A 19,382-nucleotide genomic window follows, 5' to 3' on the forward strand; every position below is an offset into this window, starting at 1 on the left:
GGATCTCGGCCGGGCAAGATGAAACCTTTAGCCAAGGTGAACTTTTCCACTGGCGTAGGTCCCAGAAGGCGCTGTAAAAAGGCCGCGCCGCGTGCGGCAATCACAAGCAAATCAAAAATAAGGGGCCTGCAAGCAGCAGTGCTTCATCGGGGGAATGATGGATTTTTGGACTGCCTTCCAGGCAATCATCTTAGGCGTGGTCGAGGGGCTCACGGAGTTTCTGCCGATTTCCAGCACCGGTCACCAGATCATCGTCGCCGACCTGATCGGGTTTGGTGGCGAACGGGCCATGGCGTTCAACATCATTATTCAGTTGGCAGCGATCCTGGCGGTCGTGTGGGAGTTCCGCAGCAAGATTCTCGAAGTGGTGTTCGGCCTGGCCAACCAGCCGAAGGCTCGGCGCTTCACCGGTAACCTGCTGCTGGCGTTCATGCCGGCGGTGGTGTTGGGCGTACTGTTCGCCGACCTGATTCATGAATACCTGTTCAACCCGATCACCGTGGCGACGGCGCTGGTGATCGGTGGCGTGATCATGCTCTGGGCCGAGCGTCGCCAGCACACCGTAGCGGTCGACCATGTTGACGACATGCGCTGGACCCACGCCTTGAAGATTGGCTTCGTGCAGTGCCTGGCGATGATCCCGGGTACCTCGCGCTCGGGTTCCACCATCATCGGCGGCCTGTTGTTTGGCCTGTCGCGCAAGGCAGCCACCGAATTCTCGTTCTTCCTGGCAATGCCGACCATGGTCGGCGCAGCGGTGTATTCGGGCTACAAGTACCGCCACCTGTTCGAACCCAGCGACCTGCCGGTTTTCGCCATCGGTTTCGTGACCTCGTTCATCTTCGCCATGATTGCTGTGCGGGCGCTGCTGAAGTTCATCGCCAACCACAGCTACGCGGCCTTTGCCTGGTACCGCATCGTCTTTGGCCTGCTGATCCTGGCGACCTGGCAGTTCGGCTGGGTCGACTGGGCGACGGCGCACAGCTGACATGGCGCGGGCACCGCACACGGCGCCACGCGGCGCTGGACACACGCAGAGCGTGCGCAATGCGCGCATCAAGGGGTTGCTGCTGGCCGTGCTGTGCCTGCTGCCAGGGCTTGGCGCGGCGAAGATGGGCTGGAACGGGCAGAACTGGGTACCCCTGGCGATGTACCCGCTGGTCAGCCTGATCAGCCTGCTGTTGTACTGGCAGGACAAGCGCCAGGCCCAGGGCGATGCCTGGCGCACACCAGAAAAGGTCCTGCATGCCAGCGAATTGCTGGGGGGCTGGCCCGGCGCACTGGTCGCTCAGCAACTGTTCCGACACAAGACGCGCAAATGGTCCTACCAGCTGGTGTGCTGGGGCATCGTGCTGCTGCACCAGGTGTTCTGGCTCGACTACCTGTTCCTCGGCAGCCGTTTCCTGCCTTTCAACTGATCAGCCCAGCAGGCCTGCCTGCAAACGTCTTGGCAGCCGACGCACCACCAGTTGGTGCGAGCGCTGGAGCAAGTCGCACAGTTCTTCACGGCCCATCGGGTAGGGTGGTGCCATGCTGATCCATTTCGCCCGTGCCAGATAGGGTGCGGGCCGCACACCCGGCCGGTCGCAATAGCCCAGGAACAACTCATCGGCCACCTTGAACGACAACCCGGCGCCAGCCAGGTCGAGCACCGCGAACATCTTGTTGCCGGCTACGGAAAACACCCGGACGCCGCCCCATTTGTAGTCTTCCCGCGCACCCGGCAGGCTCAGGCAGAACGCCGCCACCTGGTCTTCGCTGATCGTCTGCCTAGACATAACGCTCCCCACACGCCTCGAACGACGCCGCCAGGTGGTCTATCCATGCCCGCACGGCCGGTAACAAGCCACGCCGATGAGGGTAGACCGCCTGCAGGTAGCCGCCAGGCAAAGACCAGTCCGGCAGCAGCTTCACCAACTCGCCACGTTCCAGCTCCTCTTCGCAGAACATGCTGGGCAGAGCGGTAAAGCCCAGCCCGGCGCGCACGGCAGCGTTACGCACGACAAAATCGTCAATCGCCAGGCGTGGCTCCAGGGCGATTTCCTGTTGCCGGCCATTGGGCCCGAACAAGCGAAAGTGCACCAGCCGATCGGCTTCGGCGGCTCCCAGCACGGGCAAGGTGGCCAACTCGGCGGGCTCGCGCAGGTGCTCGGCAAAGCCCGGCGCTGCCACCAGTTGCATTTGCGCCTGGCGCAGCCGGCGAGTGACCAGGGCCGGGTCCTCGTCGCCCAGGTCGCGCACGCGCAGGGCCACGTCGATGCCTTCGGAAATCAGGTCGACCCGGCGGTTGAGCAAGACCATGTCCAGTTGCACCTGTGGATACTGCTCGAGAAAGCGGCTGATGATGTCCGGCAGAAAGGCATGGGCCAAGGCCACCGGGCACGACACACGCAGCCGCCCGCGCGGCTCGCTGCTCATGCTCGCCACCACCTCTTCGGCAGCCTCGGCCTCCAGCAGCATGGCCTGGCAGTGGTGCAAGTAGCGTTCACCCACGGCAGTGAGTTTGAGCTGGCGCGTGGTGCGCTGCAGCAAGCGGGTGCCGAGGCGTTCCTCCAGTTCGGCGATGCGCCGCGACAGGCGCGACTTGGGGATGCCCAGCTGGCGACCGGCGGCAGCAAAACCACCGGCTTCGACCACCTGGGCAAAATAGAAGAGGTCATTGAGGTCTTGCATGGTACCGGCTCACTGTTCTACCTGTGGGACAAACTAACGCATTTTTAGCGACTTTTCAGCTATTCGTCGTCCCGGTAGGATTCTTTCCATCGTGATCGCCCACCGCTGCGGTCTTCACTCACAGGAGAGTCCCATGAAACTGTTGCATATCGATTCGAGCATCCTGGGCGACAATTCCGCCTCTCGCCAACTGAGCCGCGAAGTTGTCGAAGCCTGGAAAGCTGCAGACCCAAGCATCGAAGTGGTCTACCGTGACCTGGCCGCCGACGCCATCGCCCATTTCTCGTCCGCCACCCTGATGGCGGCCGGTACCCCGGAAGAAGCCCGTGACGCCGCGCAGGCCTTCGAGGCCAAGCTGAGCGCCGAAACCCTGGAAGAATTCCTTGCGGCCGACGCCGTGGTAATTGGCGCGCCGATGTACAACTTCAGTGTGCCGACCCAGCTCAAGGCCTGGATCGACCGTGTGGCCGTAGCGGGCAAGACCTTCCGTTACACCGAAGCCGGCCCGGAAGGCCTGTGCGGCAACAAGAAAGTGGTGCTGGTCTCCACCGCGGGTGGCCTGCACGCTGGCCAGCCGACCGGCGTCGGCCATGAAGATTTCCTGAAGGTGTTCCTCGGCTTCATCGGCATCACCGACCTCGAAGTCGTCCGCGCCCACGGCCTGGCCTATGGCCCGGAGCACCGTACCCAGGCCATCGACGCCGCCCAGGCGCAGATTGCCAACGAGCTGTTCGCCGCAGCCTGATCCTCTGGCGACAGACAAGCCGGCTGGCGCTCCATGCGCCAGTCGGCTTTTTTTCATCCAGTTTTCATGTGCCGCTGGCCGTGCCGGTTCTATGCTGACGCTATCCTGGTGCCTGCTGCGCGATAGCCGACCGATGAACACTCCCCGCTGTTTGCTGGCATTGCTGCTCGGTGGCCTGTTGAGCCAAGCCGAGGCCTCCCCTTGGGTTGCCGGTTTGCACCACATGACCCTGGATGACCCGGTCGATGCCCGGCCGATGCAGGCCTTGGCGTTCTATCCATCCCAGGGAACGCCGCGTAACATCCGCATCGACGGTTACCCCATCGACGTCGCTGAAGAGGCCCCGGTCGCCCTTGGGCAGTTTCCGTTGCTGGTGCTGTCCCACGGCAACACTGGCAGCCCGCTGGCACTGCATTACCTGGCCACGTCCCTGGCCCGGCAGGGCTTCGTTGTGGTGGCGGTCGTACACCCGGGCGACAACGCCCGCGACCACAGCCGCCTCGGCACGCTGAGCAATCTTTATGGTCGGCCCCTGCAGATCAGCGAGGCCATCACCTCGGCCCGTGAAGACGCGTTGCTCGGCCCTTACCTCAATGATGGCAAGGTCGGCGTTATCGGCTACTCGGCTGGCGGTGAAACCGCGTTGATCCTGTCTGGCGCCCAGCCCGACCTGGATCGCCTGCGCCGCTATTGCCTGGAGCGCCCCGGTGATGCCGATGCCTGCAAGACCCATGGCGTGCTGATTGCCGACCGCAGCGAGCTGGCGCCCAAGGCCGACCCCCGGGTAGGTGCGGTGATGCTGATGGCACCGCTGAGCCTGCTGTTCGGCCGCCATGCCCTGGCTGCTGTGAAGGTGCCTGCGCTGATCTACAGCGGCGACAGCGACCAGTTGGTGGCGGTGGACCGCAATGCCGAAGAACTGGCGCGCAAACTACCGATCACCCCTGATTACCGTTTGCTGGAGGGGGCCGGGCACTTCGTGTTCATGGCCCGCTGCGACGAGGAGCAGCATGCGCGCATGCCGGTGCTGTGCAAGGACGCCGAGGGTGTCGACCGGCGCCACATCCACCATTCACTGCAGCGCGACACGGCCGCGTTCTTCACCCAGGCCCTGGGTGCACCGGAGCCGGCCGAGCGTTCAGCCGCGGCGGCTGCGCCGCGCCAGTAGCAGTGTCAGGCCGACGCCGGCCAAGGCCAGCAGGGCTGCGACGCAGAAGATCCAGGCATACCCCAGGTGCACGGCCACCGCGCCCATCAACGGGCCGGCGATGGCCAGTGCCATGTCGAAGAACACAGCATAGGCCCCCAGCCCGGCGCCCCGGCTGCTGCTTGGCACGTGCTTGATGGCTTCGACGCCCAGTGCCGGATACACCAGCGACAGACCGAAGCCGGTCAGGCCGGCACCGACCATTGCCCAGGGCGGCGAGGGGGCCAGCCACAGCAGGCTCAGGCCGATCACTTCGGTGGCCATGCAGGCCATGGCCACGTTGTAGCCGCCGAAGCGGTTGACTGCATTGACGAACAACAGCCGAGAAATGATGAAGCACACGCCGAAGGCGCTCAGGCACCAGGCGGCGCCAACCCAGCCGCGTTCCAGGTAATAAAGGGTGACGAAGGTGGTCAGTGTGCCATAGCCGATCGACGCCAGGGTCAGCCCCAGGCCGCAGGGCGCGACACGGCCAAAGGCCGACCAGAAGGGCAACCGTTCACCGCGCGTCACCACCACGTCGGGGCGTTTGCGCAGCACCAGCAACGCCAGCAGCGCCAGTACCAGCAGGGCAGGCCCAAGCAGGCTGAAACCCAGGCCAGCGACTGCCAGCACACCGACCGGCGCGCCGATGGCGATAGCCCCGTACGAGGCGATGCCATTCCACGAGATCACTCGCGCCGTGTGTTCCGGGCCGACGTGGCTGATGCCCCAACTCAAGGTCGCGACGCCGATCAGCCCCTGGGCCAGCCCTAGCAGCACCCGGCCACCGAGCAGCAGGGCCAGGCTCAGTAGCGGCGCCTTCAACGACCAGGCCGAAAGCAGCGTCAGCACCCCGCAACCAGCGATGCCCAGCAAGCCATAGCCAATGGCCTTCTTACCCCCCAGGGTATCGGCCACGCGACCGGCAAAAGGGCGGCTGAGCAGGGTCGAGAGGTACTGCAGGCCGATGGTCACCCCGGCAACCACCGCGCCGAAGCCCAGCTGGTCGTGCACATAGCCGGGCAGCACCGCAATTGGCAGGCCGATGCAGAGGAAGGCAATGAAGGTATAGAAGACGATCGACAGGATCTGCAGGGTAATGCTGAAGGTACTGCTGGCGGGGGCGGGTTGTTGCGCGGTCATGGGCACGTTCGCGGGCGGGCGGTTGGGCGTGCCCTAATCATGGCCGCTGCGCGAAGTAAATGAAAGCATGCTAACGAAATATTCGTCGGGGAGTGTCATCCAGTGACGTGGACAGCGGCCTCTTCGCGGGTAACCCCGCGAAGAGGCCGGCCCAGCCACTACAAGGTGATCAGGCCAGCCCAGCTACCTCAGACCACAACACCCTGGCTACGCAGGTAGTCGTCATAAGTCCCGCTGAAGTCCACTACACCATCCGGGCTCAGCTCGATGATACGCGTCGCCAGGGACGACACGAATTCGCGGTCATGGCTGACGAACAGCAGGGTGCCCGGGTAGTTTTCCAGCGCCAGGTTCAGCGCTTCGATCGATTCCATGTCCAGGTGGTTGGTCGGTTCGTCCATCACCAGCACGTTCGGCTTCTGCAGGATCAGCTTGCCGAACAGCATGCGGCCTTGTTCACCACCTGAAATCACTTTCACCGACTTGAGGATTTCGTCGTTGGAGAACAGCATGCGCCCCAGGGTGCCGCGGATCACCTGCTCGCCGCTGGTCCACTGGCCCATCCAGTCGAACAGGGTCATGTCCTCTTCGAAATCGTGGGCATGGTCTTGGGCGTAATAGCCCACCTCGGCGCTGTCGGTCCACTTGACCGAACCTGCATCCGGGGTCATCTCGCCGACCAGGGTGCGCAGCAGGGTGGTCTTGCCGATACCGTTGGGGCCAATGATCGCCACGCGCTCGCCCGCTTCGACGGTGATGTCGAAGTTCTTGAACAGCACCTTGTCATCGAAGGCTTTGGCCATCTTCTCGACGACTACCGCCTGGCGGTGCAGTTTCTTGTTCTGTTCGAAACGAATGAACGGGCTGACACGGCTCGAAGGCTTGACCTCGGCCAGCTGGATCTTGTCGATCTGCTTGGCACGCGAAGTCGCCTGCTTGGCTTTGGAGGCGTTGGCCGAGAAGCGACTGACGAAGGTCTGCAGTTCGGCGATCTGGGCTTTCTTCTTGGCGTTGTCCGCAAGCAACTGTTCGCGCGACTGGGTGGCGGCGGTCATGTACTCGTCGTAGTTGCCCGGGAACAGGCGCAGCTCACCGTAGTCCAGGTCGGCCATGTGCGTGCACACGCTGTTGAGGAAGTGCCGGTCGTGGGAAATGATGATCATGGTGCTGTTACGCGCCGTGAGAATGTTTTCCAGCCAGCGGATGGTGTTGATATCCAGGTGGTTGGTCGGTTCGTCCAGCAGCAGCACGTCCGGGTCCGAGAACAGTGCCTGGGCCAGCAGTACCCGCAGCTTCCAGCCCGGTGCCACTTCGCTCATCGGGCCAAAGTGCTGTTCCAGGGGAATACCCAGGCCGAGCAGCAGTTCACCGGCGCGGGATTCGGCGGTGTAGCCGTCCATTTCGGCGAATTCGGTTTCCAGCTCGGCGACGGCCATGCCGTCTTCCTCGGTCATTTCCGGCAGCGAGTAGATACGGTCGCGCTCGGCCTTGACCTTCCACAGCTGGCCGTGGCCCATGATCACGGTGTCGATCACGGTGAATTCTTCGTAGGCGAACTGGTCCTGGCGCAGTTTGCCCAGGCGGGTGTTCGGCTCGAGCATGACCTGGCCGCCGGACGGCTCCAGGTCGCCGCCGAGGATCTTCATGAAGGTGGACTTGCCGCAACCGTTGGCACCAATCAGGCCATAGCGGTTGCCGTTGTTGAATTTGACCGAAACGTTTTCGAACAGCGGCTTGGAGCCGAACTGCATGGTGATATTAGCGGTGGAGATCAAGGAGCTTACCTATCAATAACTTACGTGGCTTCGTCGCAGCTACGGACCCATTCCGGACCACTCTGGAGCTTTGCAAGCTCCTGCCAGTCGTTGGACGAGTTGATCCAGCGCGCATGAGTCGACAAGAGCATCTGCACGCCATGCCCGAGCTGTTGGGCGATAAATGCGGGGTTGGGACCAGACATTGAGCGCATTGTCGCATAGGTGCGGCGGCAGTTATACGGGGGGGCGCTATCCGACGCCCCAAACCGTTGAGAATCGGGTGCCGCGGCGTGAGCAGGTCCTATGGCTGCTCGACGTGCATTCCATCCTGCCCCGGCAGGAAGCCGAACGGCGACTCGCTGAATTGCCCTTTGCTCCTGAACGAGCGCTGCATGGAAATGCTTGAGTCATGGCTTCGCCTCGCCGCCATTCGGCGGAACGGTTAGCATTGATGGAAAGAAGGCAGGCCATGAAGGTCTACCAGGCAGAAGCCTCGGACAGGCTCAAACCTTGCTGTGCATTGTGGGGGGCAGGACCATGCCGGAACGTGAAAGAAGGTACCGCGCATACACGTTGCTTCGCGAACTCGATTCGCTTGTTTCATCAACGATGAACCAGGTGGCCTATGGCCGTCTTGGTGGGCCGGACTGGCAAGCCATGTGCGAGGCGCACCGGGCTGCATTTAAACAGTGGATTGAATTTGCCGAGTCGCTACCGAGCGGAAGCGAAGCTGGCGAGGGTCGCGAAGTTTCACAAATGCCCACAATAACTTATACAAAATTATAGCTTTGTATCAGTTTCGGAGCCGCCTGTCGTTCAAATGTTATTTCCGGTAAAGGGCACTTGAAAGTTACTTGATGCGCCTTACTTTGATCTCCCTATGGATCTTAAATACAAGATTAAAGGAGGGTCACATGCGAGTTCGTGGAAATGTGTTCTGGGGTTGGGCAGACCCGACGCTGCACCACCGGACCCATGACGAAACGCTCGACGACGGCACGCACATTGATGTTCAGGTAAGGCTTTCAAGGACCGGTCAAACGCAGATGTTCATAGGCGTTTATGCACCTCAAGGCATGGCGGTTCACGAGGAGTCGTTCGCTGCCCGTCCAGGCGAATCGATGACCCGTGCGATGGCATGGGGTGTAGCAAGGGCACGAAAAATCGCAGTCGAGGGCGTGCATGCAGTGAGACCGACGGTGGCTGCGGGCTAAATGGCGTTAAGGGTTGGTCCGGACCTCGGATCAACCCACCTCGTCCTCCAGCGCTTTCAATATCCGTACCGCCGCTGCGCTTCCTTCGGGTAGCTCCTCCCTGTGGGCGGGAAACGGAACGCTTCTGCAAAGGCACCTGTCGTATCTCCATCAGAGGCGCATTCGAGGCGCCCAGTTGGAGAACGTGATGAGCCTTCAGTCCACCAGTCATGACCTTTACGTCCATTCCTACCTGGGTTACCAGGCATCCATATACGTGCTGTGGGAGTCGAGTATCGAGTTCCCCACCGGAATGTTGGTCGAAGTAGGGAAACCAGGTGCAACGGCACGAACGCTACGGGTGAGTCGGCCTTTTTCCTCTTCGACTGAAGCCATTCTGGAGGGGAAGGTCATGGCTGAACAGTACGTTCAAAGCCAAAGCGGCTGAACCCCTCTGGCGCGCCCTCTTGGCAGAAAGAGGTCACAAGCATTACAGCCCAGGGCGTGCCGACGGTGATATCTGCTGTAGCCGCCGATGAGATCAGGGGTTTATATTTCGAGTCTCGCCGCGCCAAGGCTGGCAAATGAGTGAGTGCTCAATGACTAATAATTCAACAAACATGAGACCCTCCCACCCACCTGTAGAGGACATCCTCGGCGCCCCCGGAAAATGGGTGGAACCCCCCAATATCCGCAGAGGCGGGGAGAGTGGTGTACTTCGCGTCGAGCTGGAGGGCCTGACTTTCTACAAGAAACAGCAAGTCGGGCATGTCTATCGAAGCTTGTTGCACCCGTTGGGCTACCCGACAGTTGCGCGTGAAGCGAAGGCCCTGCGTGCGGCTGCATCATTAGGTGTATCAACGCCATCGCTTGTCCACGCCCATGTCCGTAAACAGGGCGGAGAGTGGCATGCCGTGATGGTGACGGCAGCGCTGGACGGTTACCTGTCGCTGGAGGACTTCTACGCCAACCACCTCGACCAATCACTCGGGTCCAGGCGCCACCACGAAATCCTGGAGGCGTATGGCCGAGTACTCGCCAGGTTGAACGTTGGCCGTTGGCAGCACGGTTGCCTGTATCTGAAGCATGTCTTTGTCGATTTCAGCGAGCCGAGCATCAAGGTGGCCTTGCTGGATCTTGAGAAGGCCAGGCAACGTCTTACCGCGAAGCGGGCCGCCCGGCACGACTTGAGGCAGGTCAAACGCAGGTCCGGCTGGTCGGGCGATGAATGGGATGCGTTCTGTAGAGGCTATCGGTATTCGTTCGGCCATAACGTTGAGCGGCTTCTTTGACGGTTGAACGTCAGCCGTCTTCCGTCCGAGCGTTTGCCGTGGGCATGATGTAATGGTCACCCTTCAGGTGGGGTTATACCGCAGACGAATTCATCCGAACCGAGTCGGTGCGAGCCAAATTCGACGACATAGCCATCGCCACGGCGCTGCGCCTCGGCCCTGGCGGTTTTCTGGTCGGCATAGACGTCGACAAAGTGCCAAGGGTGCAAGGCTCGCAGCACGCCCCAGCCAAGCACCCAGCCTTCTTTATCTGGGTCTGCAGGAAGATGTCTGGCAAGGCTGCGAATGCTCATGTTTATCTCCTCGACACGGGGCAGCAGGATACCGTCACTACTGATACAAGGTAGCCTGCCTGCCAGTCACGCTTCATCCAGCAACCGCCCCGGGTCGAAGAAGAACGACGCAATGATGACGGCACTGATCACACCCATCGCGTCAGCCACCAGCAACAGGAAATCGCTGCCATTCCCCAGCAGCGTTTGCTGGTTGACGGCAAAGCTCGCACCATGCGGAAAGGCCGCAATGCCCAGCAGTGCCACCGCCAGTACGGCAGACATCAGTTTGCTGTAAGTCCGGCCAAACAGCAGCGTACAGGCCCAGAAAACGAAAATGCTGAACACGGCAAGGCCTGCGGAAGCCATGAACTGAGCGAGTATCTCCAGCCACCACAGCATGGGTTTCTCCTGAACGATGCGCCGGGTCGATACGCATGAGAATCAGGGCTGCTTGAATCGTTCCGTTGGCCTAAAGAAATAACTCGAAAGTCCTAAGGGTAATTGGCCATTACCTCTATAGCCAACAAGCATATCGTGCTGTCCGTATTGCGCAGTACCATTGGGCAATGAAAACCAAAAAAGGGCGGTGTGCTTGGCCACTTTTCAAGTTCTAGAAGGGGCAGCAGGAGCGTGTCGCGTGAAGAGCTCAAGATCGGTTGCAGGCGCAGTACTGTTATCCACATCCGCTACGCTGTTCATGGCCGGGTGCGCACAGAACCCGGACGTGCGAAGTGGCCATGATTATACGTCTGGCACCACCGAGAGAAGCACACCAGCCTATCTGGGGTGCGTCAAAGGCGAACTTCCGGTCAATGTCAAAACTTATGAAGTCGACACTGACAACTCGGTCAAGCTGTACGTTGAAAGTACCGACCCCAACAAGGCCGATGGCCTGGTGGAGCTGCACGGTACGGGAACCGACCGCCAGTTCACTGCTTACCAGCGCGACGCCTGGTACGACCATGGCAGGCTGCTCGATGCGGCGTTGATGTGCAAAAAAGCTTGAAGTGATGATTTGCAGTAGAACAAAGCCCGCACACAAGCGGGCTTTTTGCATTGGCTCGATACCGGATAGAATGGCACACGTTTCCGCCTGGTTAATTGCAAATGCCAACCTTTCGTATTTTGTTCAGTTTCGCAGTCATTGTCAGCCTTGCCGCTTGCGCAAACCCAGGCAAGCCTACCGCCAGTAAGCTGACCTCGAAATCCCCGGAAGATTATGCCGCCTGCGTCCTGCCAAAGTGGCAGGCGCTGTCCCCTCATACCACGCAAAAATCGATCAATCACGGTTATCGGCTGACCGCGCCCAGCGCCGTGACGTCAGACGAAGTGCTGGAAGTCGTTGAGTACCGGGAAGGTAGCCGCGCAACGTTCTACAAAGGCAGTTTCCTGTCGAGTGACAAGTTGCGCCTGGCCGCAAGAGAATGCCTGGATTGACCGGCTGCCATAGGCGTCGATAGCCTGAATGGCCCAGCCGGCCATCATCGAACAGCATCAATCCAGCCGGTTAGCCATCATGCGCTTGTATTGCTTTACCCGGCGCAGGGTGCACCACTGTTCCAGCAGCAGGGCTCCCAGGGGAGAGGCCTTGGCCTTGGGTTTGCTGCCCTTGGCCAGCCGGCGCATCTGCAGCTTGACCAGCGCCATGTAGGCCAGGGCGGCGAATGCCTTGCGCTTCCAGCGGATCGGCGGCAGTTCGGCCAGGGCCTTGGTCTCGCCGGCTTGCCAGCGTCGAGGCAGGTTGGGGTCGACCGCCAGTGCGGTGGCGATACCGGCCATGGCCACGCCACTGGCAAGCACGTGTTCGACCACCGGCAGGCGGCGGATGCCACCGGTGACCATCACCGGCATCCGGGCGATCGCGGCGATTTCGCGGGCGAACTCGAGGAAGTAGGCCTCCCGTGCCAGGGTGCGCCCGTCGCGGGCGTCGCCTTGCATGGCCGGTGCTTCGTAGCTGCCGCCGGACAGTTCCACCAGGTCCACCTGCAGTTCGTTCAGCCACAGCACGACCTGGCGCGCGTCGGCAGGCTCGAAGCCGCCGCGCTGGAAGTCGGCCGAGTTGAGTTTGACCGCCACGCTGAAGCCGGGAGATACCACCTCGCGCACTGCCTTGACCACCTCCAGCAGCAGCCGCGCGCGGTTTTCCAGGCTGCCACCCCAGCGGTCCTGGCGCCGGTTGGTCAGTGGCGAGAGAAACTGGCTGAGCAGGTAGCCATGGGCGGCGTGGATCTGCACCCCGCTGAAGCCGGCTTGTTCGGCCAGTGCCGCAGTGCGGGCGAAGCGCTGAATCAGCGCGGCAATTTCGCCTTCGTCCAGGGCCTTGGGCTGCGGGAACAGCTTCGACAAGCCGCCCATGTCCAGCGCCACCGCCGAGGGTGCCACGGTGGGCTGGCCGAGGTTGGCCTGCATCTGCCGCCCGGGGTGGTTGATCTGCATCCAGAACTGCGCGCCCTTGGCGCGACCGGCCTCGGCCCATTGGCGGAAACGTTGCAACGATTGGCTGTCATCGAGCATCACGCCGCCCGGGCCGGTCATGGCGGCGGGGTCAACCATGACGTTACCGGTCAGCAGCAAGCCGGCGCCGCCTTCAGCCCAGGCCTGATACAGGCGCAGCAAGCGATCGGAAGGGGTCTGGTCCTGATTGGCGAGGTTTTCTTCCATGGCCGCCTTGGCCAAGCGGTTGGGGATGACACTGCCATTGGGCAGTTGCAGGGGCTGGAAGGGGGACATGCGGTGTTCTCCAAGGTAGCGCCGGGCGTCGGGCGGGTTGGGTTTTGGAGAAGGCTAAGGTTAAAGTAAACCTTAAGGTCAACAGAGAATTTCAGCCCCCCATGAAAATTGGCGAACTGGCCCGACGCACGGGCCTCAGCGCATCACGCATCCGTTTCTATGAAGCCAGCGGCCTGATCGAGGCTCGACGCCTGGGCAACGGTTATCGGGACTACCCGGAGCAGGCGGTGAGGTCGCTGGAGATCATCACCTGCGGGCAGCAGGCAGGCTTCAGCCTGGAGGAAATGCGCAAGCTGACCAGCGCAGCGGGTGACGGCACAGCACGGCATGATCTGCTGCTGGCAAGCCTCAAGCGCAAGGTGGCTGAAATCGAAGCCATGCAGTTACGCCTGGCGCAGAACCGCGCACAATTGCTGGCGGTGATCGCCGGCATGCAGAGCAAGCCACAGGGCATGGATTGCGATGCCAATGCCCAGCGCCTGATTGCCGGGTGGCAGGACGGCGAGGCTGGCAAGGCTGATGACGATGCAGTTCGCTGAGAGCCGGCTTGCCGGCCCTCACGCATGACGGTCAGGGTAACTGACTACCTGGTTTGCTTGGCCATGTTCATGTTTCGGCACTGTACCTCGGCATCCGTCCTGCTCGGGTAACTGGGTTTGAGCCGCTCCTTTTCCTGATTGTCATAGATATCGAAACCGCCGCATTCGGTCGCCGCGTAGTAACGCGTGCCGATGCGGAACGACTGCTTTTCGATGGGCACCGCCGGAACGATAACGAATCTTGGTTGCATGTTTCGTGCCTCCCCAGGCAGAGATTTAAGTATTAGTCGGGCCTTTGCTAGCCATCAAGGTGGCTCATGAAGAAAAGATTGCAGCCCCAGCCCCGGCGCTCTGTCATCAAATGAAAACCCGCTGTCGCCCGATGCGAAGCACCCCATACCCCAAGCGCTTACATTCCAGTTACCCAGAACTGACGCCCCGCGTTCAGATCGATGATTGGAGAGACAAGCATGTCCAAAGTCGTACGTTTCCATCAGACCGGTGGCCCCGAAGTGCTGCGTTACGAGGACGCCGAGGTCGGTGAACCCGGCCCGGGCCAGGTGCGCCTGCGTCAGGTGGCGGTGGGCCTGAACTATGCCGACACCTATTTTCGCAACGGCACCTACCCGATCCCGCTGCCCAATGGCATTGGCGTGGAAGCCTCCGGCGTGGTGCAGGCGGTAGGCGAGGGCGTGACCCAGGTGGCGGTGGGTGACCGGGTGACCTACACCGGCTTCCTCAACACCCTCGGCGCCTATTGCAGCGAGCGCCTGATCCCCGCCGCAGCGCTGATCAAGCTGCCGGAAACCATTGCCTTCGAGACCGCCGCCGCCATGACCATGCGCGGCCTGACGGCGGCCTACCTGATGCGCCGGCTGTACGCCTTCAAGCCCGGCGACACCGTGCTGCTGCACGCGGCGGCGGGTGGAGTCGGCCTGATTGTCGCGCAGTGGGCGCGCCTGCTGGGGCTGAATGTGATTGGCACGGTGTCTACCGAGGCCAAGGCCGAGATCGCCCGCGCCCATGGTTGCGACCAGATCATCAACTACAGCGTCGAGGACGTGGCCAGCCGAGTGCGAGCACTCACCGATGGCGTCGGCGTCAACGTGGTGTTCGATAGCGTCGGCAGGAACACGTTCATGGGCTCGCTCGATTCGCTCAAGCGCCGTGGCCTGATGGTCTGCGTCGGTACCGCCTCCGGCACCATCCCGCCGTTCGAGCCACAGCTGCTGGCGATCAAGGGCTCGCTGCAGCTGACCCGCCCGGCACTGGCCGACTTCATTGCCGACCCTGGCGAAAAGGCCGACCTGGCCGGCGAGCTGTTCGACCACGTCAGCAGCGGCCGCATCCGCATCGAAATCAACCAGCACTACGCCCTGCAGGACGCCGTCCAGGCCCATCGTGACCTGGAAGCGCGCAGGACCACCGGCTCGTCGATCTTCGTCATCTGAAGAGGGCAACAGCATGCACATCGAACAACTGACCTGTGCGATCGGCGCCGAAATAACCGGGGTCAACCTGGCTGACGCGATCCATGACGACGACCTGTTCGAGCTACTGCGCGGGCAGTTGCTCAAGCACCGTGTGCTGTTTCTGCGTGACCAGCATTTCAGCCGTGCCGAGCATGTGGCCTTCGCCCGGCGCTTTGGCGAGCTGGAAGACCACCCGGTAGCCGGCAGCGACCCGGAGCACCCAGGCCTGGTGCAGATCTACAAGCGCCCTGACCAGCCCAATGACCGCTATGAAAACGCCTGGCACACCGACGCCACCTGGCGCGAGGCACCGCCCATGGGCTGCGTGCTGCGCTGCGTCGAGTGCCCACCGGTGGGCGGCGACACGATGTGGGCGAACATGGTGCTGGCCTATGAAAACCTGCCAAGTGACGTGAAGGCGAAGATCGAAGGCCTGCGCGCACGCCACAGCATCGAAGCCAGCTTCGGCGCCGCCATGCCGATCGAAAAACGCCTGGCACTCAAGGCGCAGTTCCCGGATGCCGAACACCCGGTAGTTCGCACGCACCCGGACACCGGCGAGCAGGTGCTGTTCGTCAATGCCTTCACCACCCATTTCAGCAATTACCACACGCCCCAGCGCGTGCGCTTCGGCCAGGACGCCAACCCCGGCGCCGCCGACCTGCTGCGCTACCTGGTCAGCCAGGCCTACCTGCCCGAATACCAGGTGCGCTGGCGCTGGAAGCCCAACAGCGTGGCCATCTGGGACAACCGCAGCACCCAGCATTATGCGGTCATGGACTACCCAGCGTGCCATCGCAAGATGGAGCGTGCGGGGATCAAGGGCAGCCGCACCTACTGAGTCAACCGCCGCGCACGCTCGCGGCGCACAGCACAATAACAATAGCGAGGACTACTGCATGCAATTCTTCGACGATTCGTTGCACCCGGAAAACATGGAAAAGGTGGTCATCACCGTCGCCCCGTATGGCCCGGAGTGGATGCCCGAGGACTTCCCCGAAGATATCCCGCTGACCATGGACGAGCAGGTGCAGAAGGCAGTCGATTGCTATGAAGCCGGCGCCACCGTGCTGCACCTGCATGTGCGCGAACTGGACGGCAAGGGCTCCAAGCGCCTGTCCAAGTTCAACGAGCTGATCGCCGGGGTGCGCGAAGCGGTGCCCGACATGATCATCCAGGTCGGAGGTTCGATTTCCTTCGCCCCCGAGGGCGAAGGCGAGGCCGCCAAGTGGCTGTCCGACGACACCCGGCACATGCTCGCCGAGCTGACCCCGCGCCCTGACCAGGTGACCGTGGCGATCAACACCACGCAAATGAACATCATGGAGCTGCTGTATCCGGAGTATCTGCAAGGCACCTCCCTGGCCCACCCGGCCATTCACGCTGCCTACAGCGAGATGACCGTGCCTGCCGGGCCGGCCTGGGTCCGCGAACACCTGCGCCGCTTGCAGGCCAGTGGTATCCAGCCGCACTTCCAGCTGACCGGCATGCATGCCCTGGAAACCCTCGAGCGCATCGTTCGCCGGGGTGATTACATGGGCCCGCTGAACCTGACCTGGATCGGGATCGGTGGCGGTTTCGACGGCCCCAACCCGTTCAACTTCTTCAACTTCATCCACCGCGCACCGGATGGCTGCACGCTGACTGCTGAATCGTTACTGAAGAACGTGCTGCCGTTCAACACCATGGCCCTGGCCATGGGCCTGCATCCCCGTTGCGGCAACGAAGACACCATCATCGACCAGCATGGCAAGCGCTTCGGCTCGGTGCAGCAGATCCAGCAGACCGTGCGCGTGGCCCATGAACTGGGCCGCGAAGTGGCCAACGGCAAAGAGGCCCGGGCCATTTACCGCATTGGCGAGCAGTACGCCAGCATCGAGCAGACCCTCAAGGCCAACGGCATGGCACCGAATCGCCAGCCGGGGCAGAAGGGGGTGCCGCAGCGGGCCTGACAGGCAGGACCGGCCTCTTCGCGGCCACGTCGGGGCCCCGTAGAGGCCAGCCCAAGCGGTAAAGATTTTGGCTGTAACCCATAACAACAAGAACACCACCCACGCCAGATACCCCGAGGAGGCAGCATGGCCACCTATCTCGCCAGTGCCGAGGCACCCGGCAGCGACACTGCGCACAGCGTACCCAGGCGCTATGCCTGGGTCGTCTTCGCCCTGACCTTCGGCCTGTTGATCTCCGACTACATGTCGCGCCAGGTGCTCAACGCGGTATTCCCGCTGCTCAAGGGCGAGTGGGCCCTGACCGACAGCCAGCTCGGCCTGCTCAGCGGCATCGTCGCACTGATGGTCGGCCTGCTGACCTTCCCGTTGTCATTGCTGGCCGACCGCTTTGGCCGGGTCCGTAGCCTGGTCTTGATGGCCGTGCTGTGGAGCCTGGCGACCTTGGGCTGCGCCGTGGCAGAAAACTACCCGCAGATGTTCATCGCCCGCTTCCTGGTGGGTGTCGGCGAGGCCGCCTATGGCAGCGTCGGCATTGCCGTGGTGGTGGCGGTGTTCCCCCGCGACATGCGCTCGACCCTGGCCGGCGCCTTCATGGCCGGTGGCATGTTCGGCTCGGTACTGGGCATGGCCCTGGGCGGCGTGCTGGCCCAGCACCTGGGGTGGCGTTGGGCATTCGCCGGCATGGCCCTGTTCGGCCTGGTGCTGGCACTGCTGTACCCACTGATCGTCAAGGAGGCCTGCATCACCGCCAGAGGCGCCGAACCGGCCGAGGTCAAGGCGAGCCACCCGCTGCGCAGCCTGTACGGCTCGCGCTCGGTGATCGCTGCGTACATCGGCAGCGGCTTGCAACTGTTTGTCGGCGGCACGGTGATCGTGTGGATGCCCAGCTACCTGAACCGTTACTACGCCATGGGCACCGACCGCGCTGGAGCGATCGCCGCGGTGATCGTGCTGTGCAGCGGCATCGGTACCATCCTCTGCGCGATGCTCTGTGACCGCCTGGGCCGTCAGCGGCCTGACCGCAAGATCAGCTTGGCCATCGGCTACTGCCTGGGCGGCTGCCTGCTGCTGTCGGTGGCCTTTGCGCTACCGGCAGGCACCGCGCAGCTGGTACTGATCGGCCTGGGCATGATGATCGCCGTCGGCACCAACGGCCCGTCCAGTGCCATGGTCGCCAACCTGACCCACGCCGCCGTGCACGGCACTGCATTCGCCACCCTGACCCTGGCCAACAACCTGCTGGGCCTGGCGACCGGGCCACTGATTGCCGGCCGTGTTTCCGACCTGATCGGTCTGCACGCTGCGTTCCAGCTGGTGCCGTTGATGAGCATCGCCGCCGCCGCCGTATTCTTCATCGCCAAACGCCATTACCACTGCGACATGGAGCGTCTGCAAGCATCGGTCAGCCGTACCGGGGAGTTGAGTTCGTGAAACAGACGTTGTCCGTCGAAGTGTTCTTCGATTTCATTTGCCCGTGGTGCCTGATCGGCCAACGGCAACTGCAGGCCGCCCTGTTGATGCTGCAGCGCGAGCAGCCACAGGTGCAGGTGGCCTTGCAGTGGCGCGGCGTCCAGCTGCTGCCTGGGTTGCCTGCCAATGGCCTGCCATTCCACGCCTTCTATGTAGAACGACTGGGCAGCGAGCAGGCCGTTCGCGAGCGCCAGGCCCAGGTGCGAGCAGCGGCCAGCGTAGTGGGTGAAGACATTGACTTCGCGCGTATCCGCCGCATGCCCAACACTGCCAATGCCCACCGCTTGCTGCAGCGTGCGTCCGGCCTGCTCAGCGCCAGGCGGCTTGAAACCCTGCTGACTCAGCTGTTCATTGCCTACTTCCATCAGGGCCGCGACCTGGGCGACAGCCGGGTATTGCTCGCCGTTGCCCGGTCTTGTGGGCTGGAGGCGGCGCAAGTGGTCGATTGCCTGCGTGAAGATGGCAGCCCGTTCCTCGACGGTGCCGGGCGCGCCGGCAGTGCGGTGCCCTGTTTCCGCTTCAATGAGGGCCGCCTGATTCCTGGGGCACAACCTGCTGATGTGCTGTTCGCGGCCATGCTTGAAGCCCTGCAAGTACAGGTGCCGGCATGAGTCGGCGTATCGCCCTGGCGGCGAACCAGGTGCCTGAGCGCAACGAGCGTGTGCTGGTGGAGAGCCACGGCAAGAGCCTGGCCGTGTTCAATGTGGCCGATACCCTCTACGTGATCGACGACCGTTGCCCGCACCAAGGTGCCTCGCTGTGCGGCGGGCGCCTGGAGGGCCGGGTCATCCAGTGCTGCGCCCATGGCCTGCGCTTCGACCTGGCCAGCGGCTACCTGCTCAACTCCACGGCGCTGAAGGTCAACAGCTACCCGGTCGAATGCCAGGGCCAGCAGGTGTACATCGTGCTGAGCGACGAGGAGAGCGGGCGATGAGGGCAGTATCGATGCCTT

25 protein-coding genes are annotated in these 19,382 nt (G+C 62.5%); 17 read left to right on the forward strand and 8 right to left on the reverse strand.

Annotated features, from left to right (window positions below):
- Positions 1 to 157 precede the first annotated feature (157 nt).
- Both HU738_RS10940 and HU738_RS10945 read left to right on the forward strand, forming a co-directional pair.
- Complete coding sequence (locus HU738_RS10940; RefSeq protein WP_176506413.1) at positions 158 to 988, forward strand: undecaprenyl-diphosphate phosphatase; 831 nt, start codon at positions 158 to 160, stop codon at positions 986 to 988.
- 1 nt (position 989) lies between these two features.
- Positions 990 to 1,418, forward strand: coding sequence for a DUF1294 domain-containing protein (locus HU738_RS10945; RefSeq protein ID WP_176506412.1), 429 nt, complete (start codon positions 990 to 992; stop codon positions 1,416 to 1,418).
- Here HU738_RS10945 and HU738_RS10950 read toward each other — a convergent pair whose 3' ends face one another.
- Positions 1,419 to 1,778 carry an MmcQ/YjbR family DNA-binding protein gene (locus HU738_RS10950; protein WP_054886500.1) on the reverse strand — a complete coding sequence of 120 codons (360 nt, stop codon included), beginning with the start codon at positions 1,776 to 1,778 and terminating at the stop codon, positions 1,419 to 1,421. It abuts the gene before it with no gap.
- Positions 1,771 to 2,673, reverse strand: a complete 903-nt coding sequence (locus HU738_RS10955; protein ID WP_186602253.1) for a LysR substrate-binding domain-containing protein — start codon at positions 2,671 to 2,673, stop codon at positions 1,771 to 1,773. The genes HU738_RS10950 and HU738_RS10955 overlap by 8 nt, the downstream gene beginning before the upstream one ends.
- A 133-nt stretch (positions 2,674 to 2,806) precedes the next feature.
- Between HU738_RS10955 and HU738_RS10960 the strand changes: the two genes are divergently transcribed.
- Together HU738_RS10960 and HU738_RS10965 are read left to right on the forward strand one after the other, a co-directional pair.
- The gene (locus tag HU738_RS10960; protein ID WP_176506409.1) at positions 2,807 to 3,418 is read left to right on the forward strand and encodes an FMN-dependent NADH-azoreductase; all 612 of its coding nucleotides are present in this window, start codon (positions 2,807 to 2,809) and stop codon (positions 3,416 to 3,418) included.
- Positions 3,419 to 3,551: 133 nt separating this feature from the next.
- Positions 3,552 to 4,586 (forward strand): alpha/beta hydrolase family protein, encoded by a 1,035-nt coding sequence (locus HU738_RS10965; protein WP_176506408.1) that lies wholly within the window; start codon positions 3,552 to 3,554, stop codon positions 4,584 to 4,586.
- Here HU738_RS10965 and HU738_RS10970 read toward each other — a convergent pair.
- Positions 4,557 to 5,750: an MFS transporter gene (locus tag HU738_RS10970; RefSeq protein ID WP_186602255.1), complete on the reverse strand. Its 1,194-nt coding sequence runs from the start codon at positions 5,748 to 5,750 to the stop codon at positions 4,557 to 4,559. The genes HU738_RS10965 and HU738_RS10970 overlap by 30 nt on opposite strands.
- Before the next feature lie 188 nt (positions 5,751 to 5,938).
- Positions 5,939 to 7,525 (reverse strand): ABC-F family ATPase, encoded by a 1,587-nt coding sequence (locus HU738_RS10975; RefSeq protein ID WP_054886495.1) that lies wholly within the window; start codon positions 7,523 to 7,525, stop codon positions 5,939 to 5,941.
- Positions 7,526 to 8,044: 519 nt separating this feature from the next.
- On the opposite strand from HU738_RS10975, the gene HU738_RS10980 reads away from it, so the two are divergent.
- The 4 genes from HU738_RS10980 to HU738_RS10990 all read left to right on the forward strand — a co-directional run bounded on the left by HU738_RS10980 (position 8,045) and on the right by HU738_RS10990 (position 9,992).
- Positions 8,045 to 8,293: a hypothetical protein gene (locus tag HU738_RS10980; protein ID WP_186602256.1), complete on the forward strand. Its 249-nt coding sequence runs from the start codon at positions 8,045 to 8,047 to the stop codon at positions 8,291 to 8,293.
- Between the two features lie 128 nt (positions 8,294 to 8,421).
- Positions 8,422 to 8,721 (forward strand): hypothetical protein, encoded by a 300-nt coding sequence (locus HU738_RS10985; protein WP_186602257.1) that lies wholly within the window; start codon positions 8,422 to 8,424, stop codon positions 8,719 to 8,721.
- A 187-nt stretch (positions 8,722 to 8,908) separates the two neighbouring features.
- The gene (locus HU738_RS26195) at positions 8,909 to 9,148 is read left to right on the forward strand and encodes a hypothetical protein (RefSeq protein WP_176506345.1); all 240 of its coding nucleotides are present in this window, start codon (positions 8,909 to 8,911) and stop codon (positions 9,146 to 9,148) included.
- 151 nt (positions 9,149 to 9,299) lie between these two features.
- Positions 9,300 to 9,992 (forward strand): lipopolysaccharide kinase InaA family protein, encoded by a 693-nt coding sequence (locus HU738_RS10990; RefSeq protein ID WP_232244352.1) that lies wholly within the window; start codon positions 9,300 to 9,302, stop codon positions 9,990 to 9,992.
- A 56-nt stretch (positions 9,993 to 10,048) separates the two neighbouring features.
- Here HU738_RS10990 and HU738_RS10995 read toward each other — a convergent pair whose 3' ends face one another.
- Positions 10,049 to 10,285: a hypothetical protein gene (locus HU738_RS10995; RefSeq protein WP_176506343.1), complete on the reverse strand. Its 237-nt coding sequence runs from the start codon at positions 10,283 to 10,285 to the stop codon at positions 10,049 to 10,051.
- Positions 10,286 to 10,351: 66 nt separating this feature from the next.
- A complete protein-coding gene (locus HU738_RS11000; RefSeq protein ID WP_186602259.1) occupies positions 10,352 to 10,666 on the reverse strand; it encodes a hypothetical protein in 315 nt (104 codons plus the stop codon).
- Positions 10,667 to 10,904: 238 nt separating this feature from the next.
- Here HU738_RS11000 and HU738_RS11005 point away from each other — a divergent pair, with 238 nt between their 5' ends.
- Positions 10,905 to 11,273 carry a hypothetical protein gene (locus HU738_RS11005; protein WP_054884574.1) on the forward strand — a complete coding sequence of 123 codons (369 nt, stop codon included), beginning with the start codon at positions 10,905 to 10,907 and terminating at the stop codon, positions 11,271 to 11,273.
- Positions 11,274 to 11,374: 101 nt separating this feature from the next.
- On the forward strand, positions 11,375 to 11,704 hold the full coding sequence (locus tag HU738_RS11010; protein WP_186602260.1) for a hypothetical protein: 330 nt from the start codon (positions 11,375 to 11,377) through the stop codon (positions 11,702 to 11,704).
- A gap of 57 nt (positions 11,705 to 11,761) precedes the next feature.
- Here HU738_RS11010 and HU738_RS11015 read toward each other — a convergent pair whose 3' ends face one another.
- Positions 11,762 to 12,997 carry an NADH:flavin oxidoreductase/NADH oxidase family protein gene (locus HU738_RS11015; RefSeq protein WP_186602261.1) on the reverse strand — a complete coding sequence of 412 codons (1,236 nt, stop codon included), beginning with the start codon at positions 12,995 to 12,997 and terminating at the stop codon, positions 11,762 to 11,764.
- Positions 12,998 to 13,098: 101 nt separating this feature from the next.
- Between HU738_RS11015 and HU738_RS11020 the strand changes: the two genes are divergently transcribed.
- The gene (locus HU738_RS11020) at positions 13,099 to 13,536 is read left to right on the forward strand and encodes a MerR family transcriptional regulator (RefSeq protein ID WP_186602262.1); all 438 of its coding nucleotides are present in this window, start codon (positions 13,099 to 13,101) and stop codon (positions 13,534 to 13,536) included.
- Between the two features lie 44 nt (positions 13,537 to 13,580).
- Here HU738_RS11020 and HU738_RS11025 read toward each other — a convergent pair whose 3' ends face one another.
- The gene (locus HU738_RS11025) at positions 13,581 to 13,787 is read right to left on the reverse strand and encodes a hypothetical protein (protein WP_054884570.1); all 207 of its coding nucleotides are present in this window, start codon (positions 13,785 to 13,787) and stop codon (positions 13,581 to 13,583) included.
- Positions 13,788 to 14,006: 219 nt separating this feature from the next.
- Between HU738_RS11025 and HU738_RS11030 the strand changes: the two genes are divergently transcribed.
- From HU738_RS11030 to HU738_RS11055, 6 genes are all read left to right on the forward strand, one after another.
- Positions 14,007 to 14,987 carry a quinone oxidoreductase family protein gene (locus HU738_RS11030; RefSeq protein WP_186602263.1) on the forward strand — a complete coding sequence of 327 codons (981 nt, stop codon included), beginning with the start codon at positions 14,007 to 14,009 and terminating at the stop codon, positions 14,985 to 14,987.
- Positions 14,988 to 15,000: 13 nt separating this feature from the next.
- Positions 15,001 to 15,849 carry a TauD/TfdA dioxygenase family protein gene (locus HU738_RS11035; protein ID WP_186602268.1) on the forward strand — a complete coding sequence of 283 codons (849 nt, stop codon included), beginning with the start codon at positions 15,001 to 15,003 and terminating at the stop codon, positions 15,847 to 15,849.
- 58 nt (positions 15,850 to 15,907) lie between these two features.
- Entirely contained in the window at positions 15,908 to 16,960 is a 1,053-nt protein-coding gene (locus tag HU738_RS11040; RefSeq protein WP_186602270.1) for a beta-keto acid cleavage family enzyme, read from the forward strand.
- A gap of 126 nt (positions 16,961 to 17,086) precedes the next feature.
- Positions 17,087 to 18,391: an MFS transporter gene (locus tag HU738_RS11045; RefSeq protein ID WP_186602272.1), complete on the forward strand. Its 1,305-nt coding sequence runs from the start codon at positions 17,087 to 17,089 to the stop codon at positions 18,389 to 18,391.
- Positions 18,388 to 19,041 carry a DsbA family oxidoreductase gene (locus tag HU738_RS11050; protein WP_186602274.1) on the forward strand — a complete coding sequence of 218 codons (654 nt, stop codon included), beginning with the start codon at positions 18,388 to 18,390 and terminating at the stop codon, positions 19,039 to 19,041. Before HU738_RS11045 ends, HU738_RS11050 begins: the two co-directional genes overlap by 4 nt.
- Entirely contained in the window at positions 19,038 to 19,364 is a 327-nt protein-coding gene (locus tag HU738_RS11055) for a Rieske (2Fe-2S) protein (protein ID WP_186602276.1), read from the forward strand. Before HU738_RS11050 ends, HU738_RS11055 begins: the two co-directional genes overlap by 4 nt.
- Positions 19,365 to 19,382 lie beyond the last annotated feature (18 nt).

Origin of the sequence: Pseudomonas vlassakiae, from assembly GCF_014269035.2 — a bacterium.
Classification (GTDB): Bacteria; Pseudomonadota; Gammaproteobacteria; order Pseudomonadales; family Pseudomonadaceae; genus Aquipseudomonas; species Aquipseudomonas vlassakiae.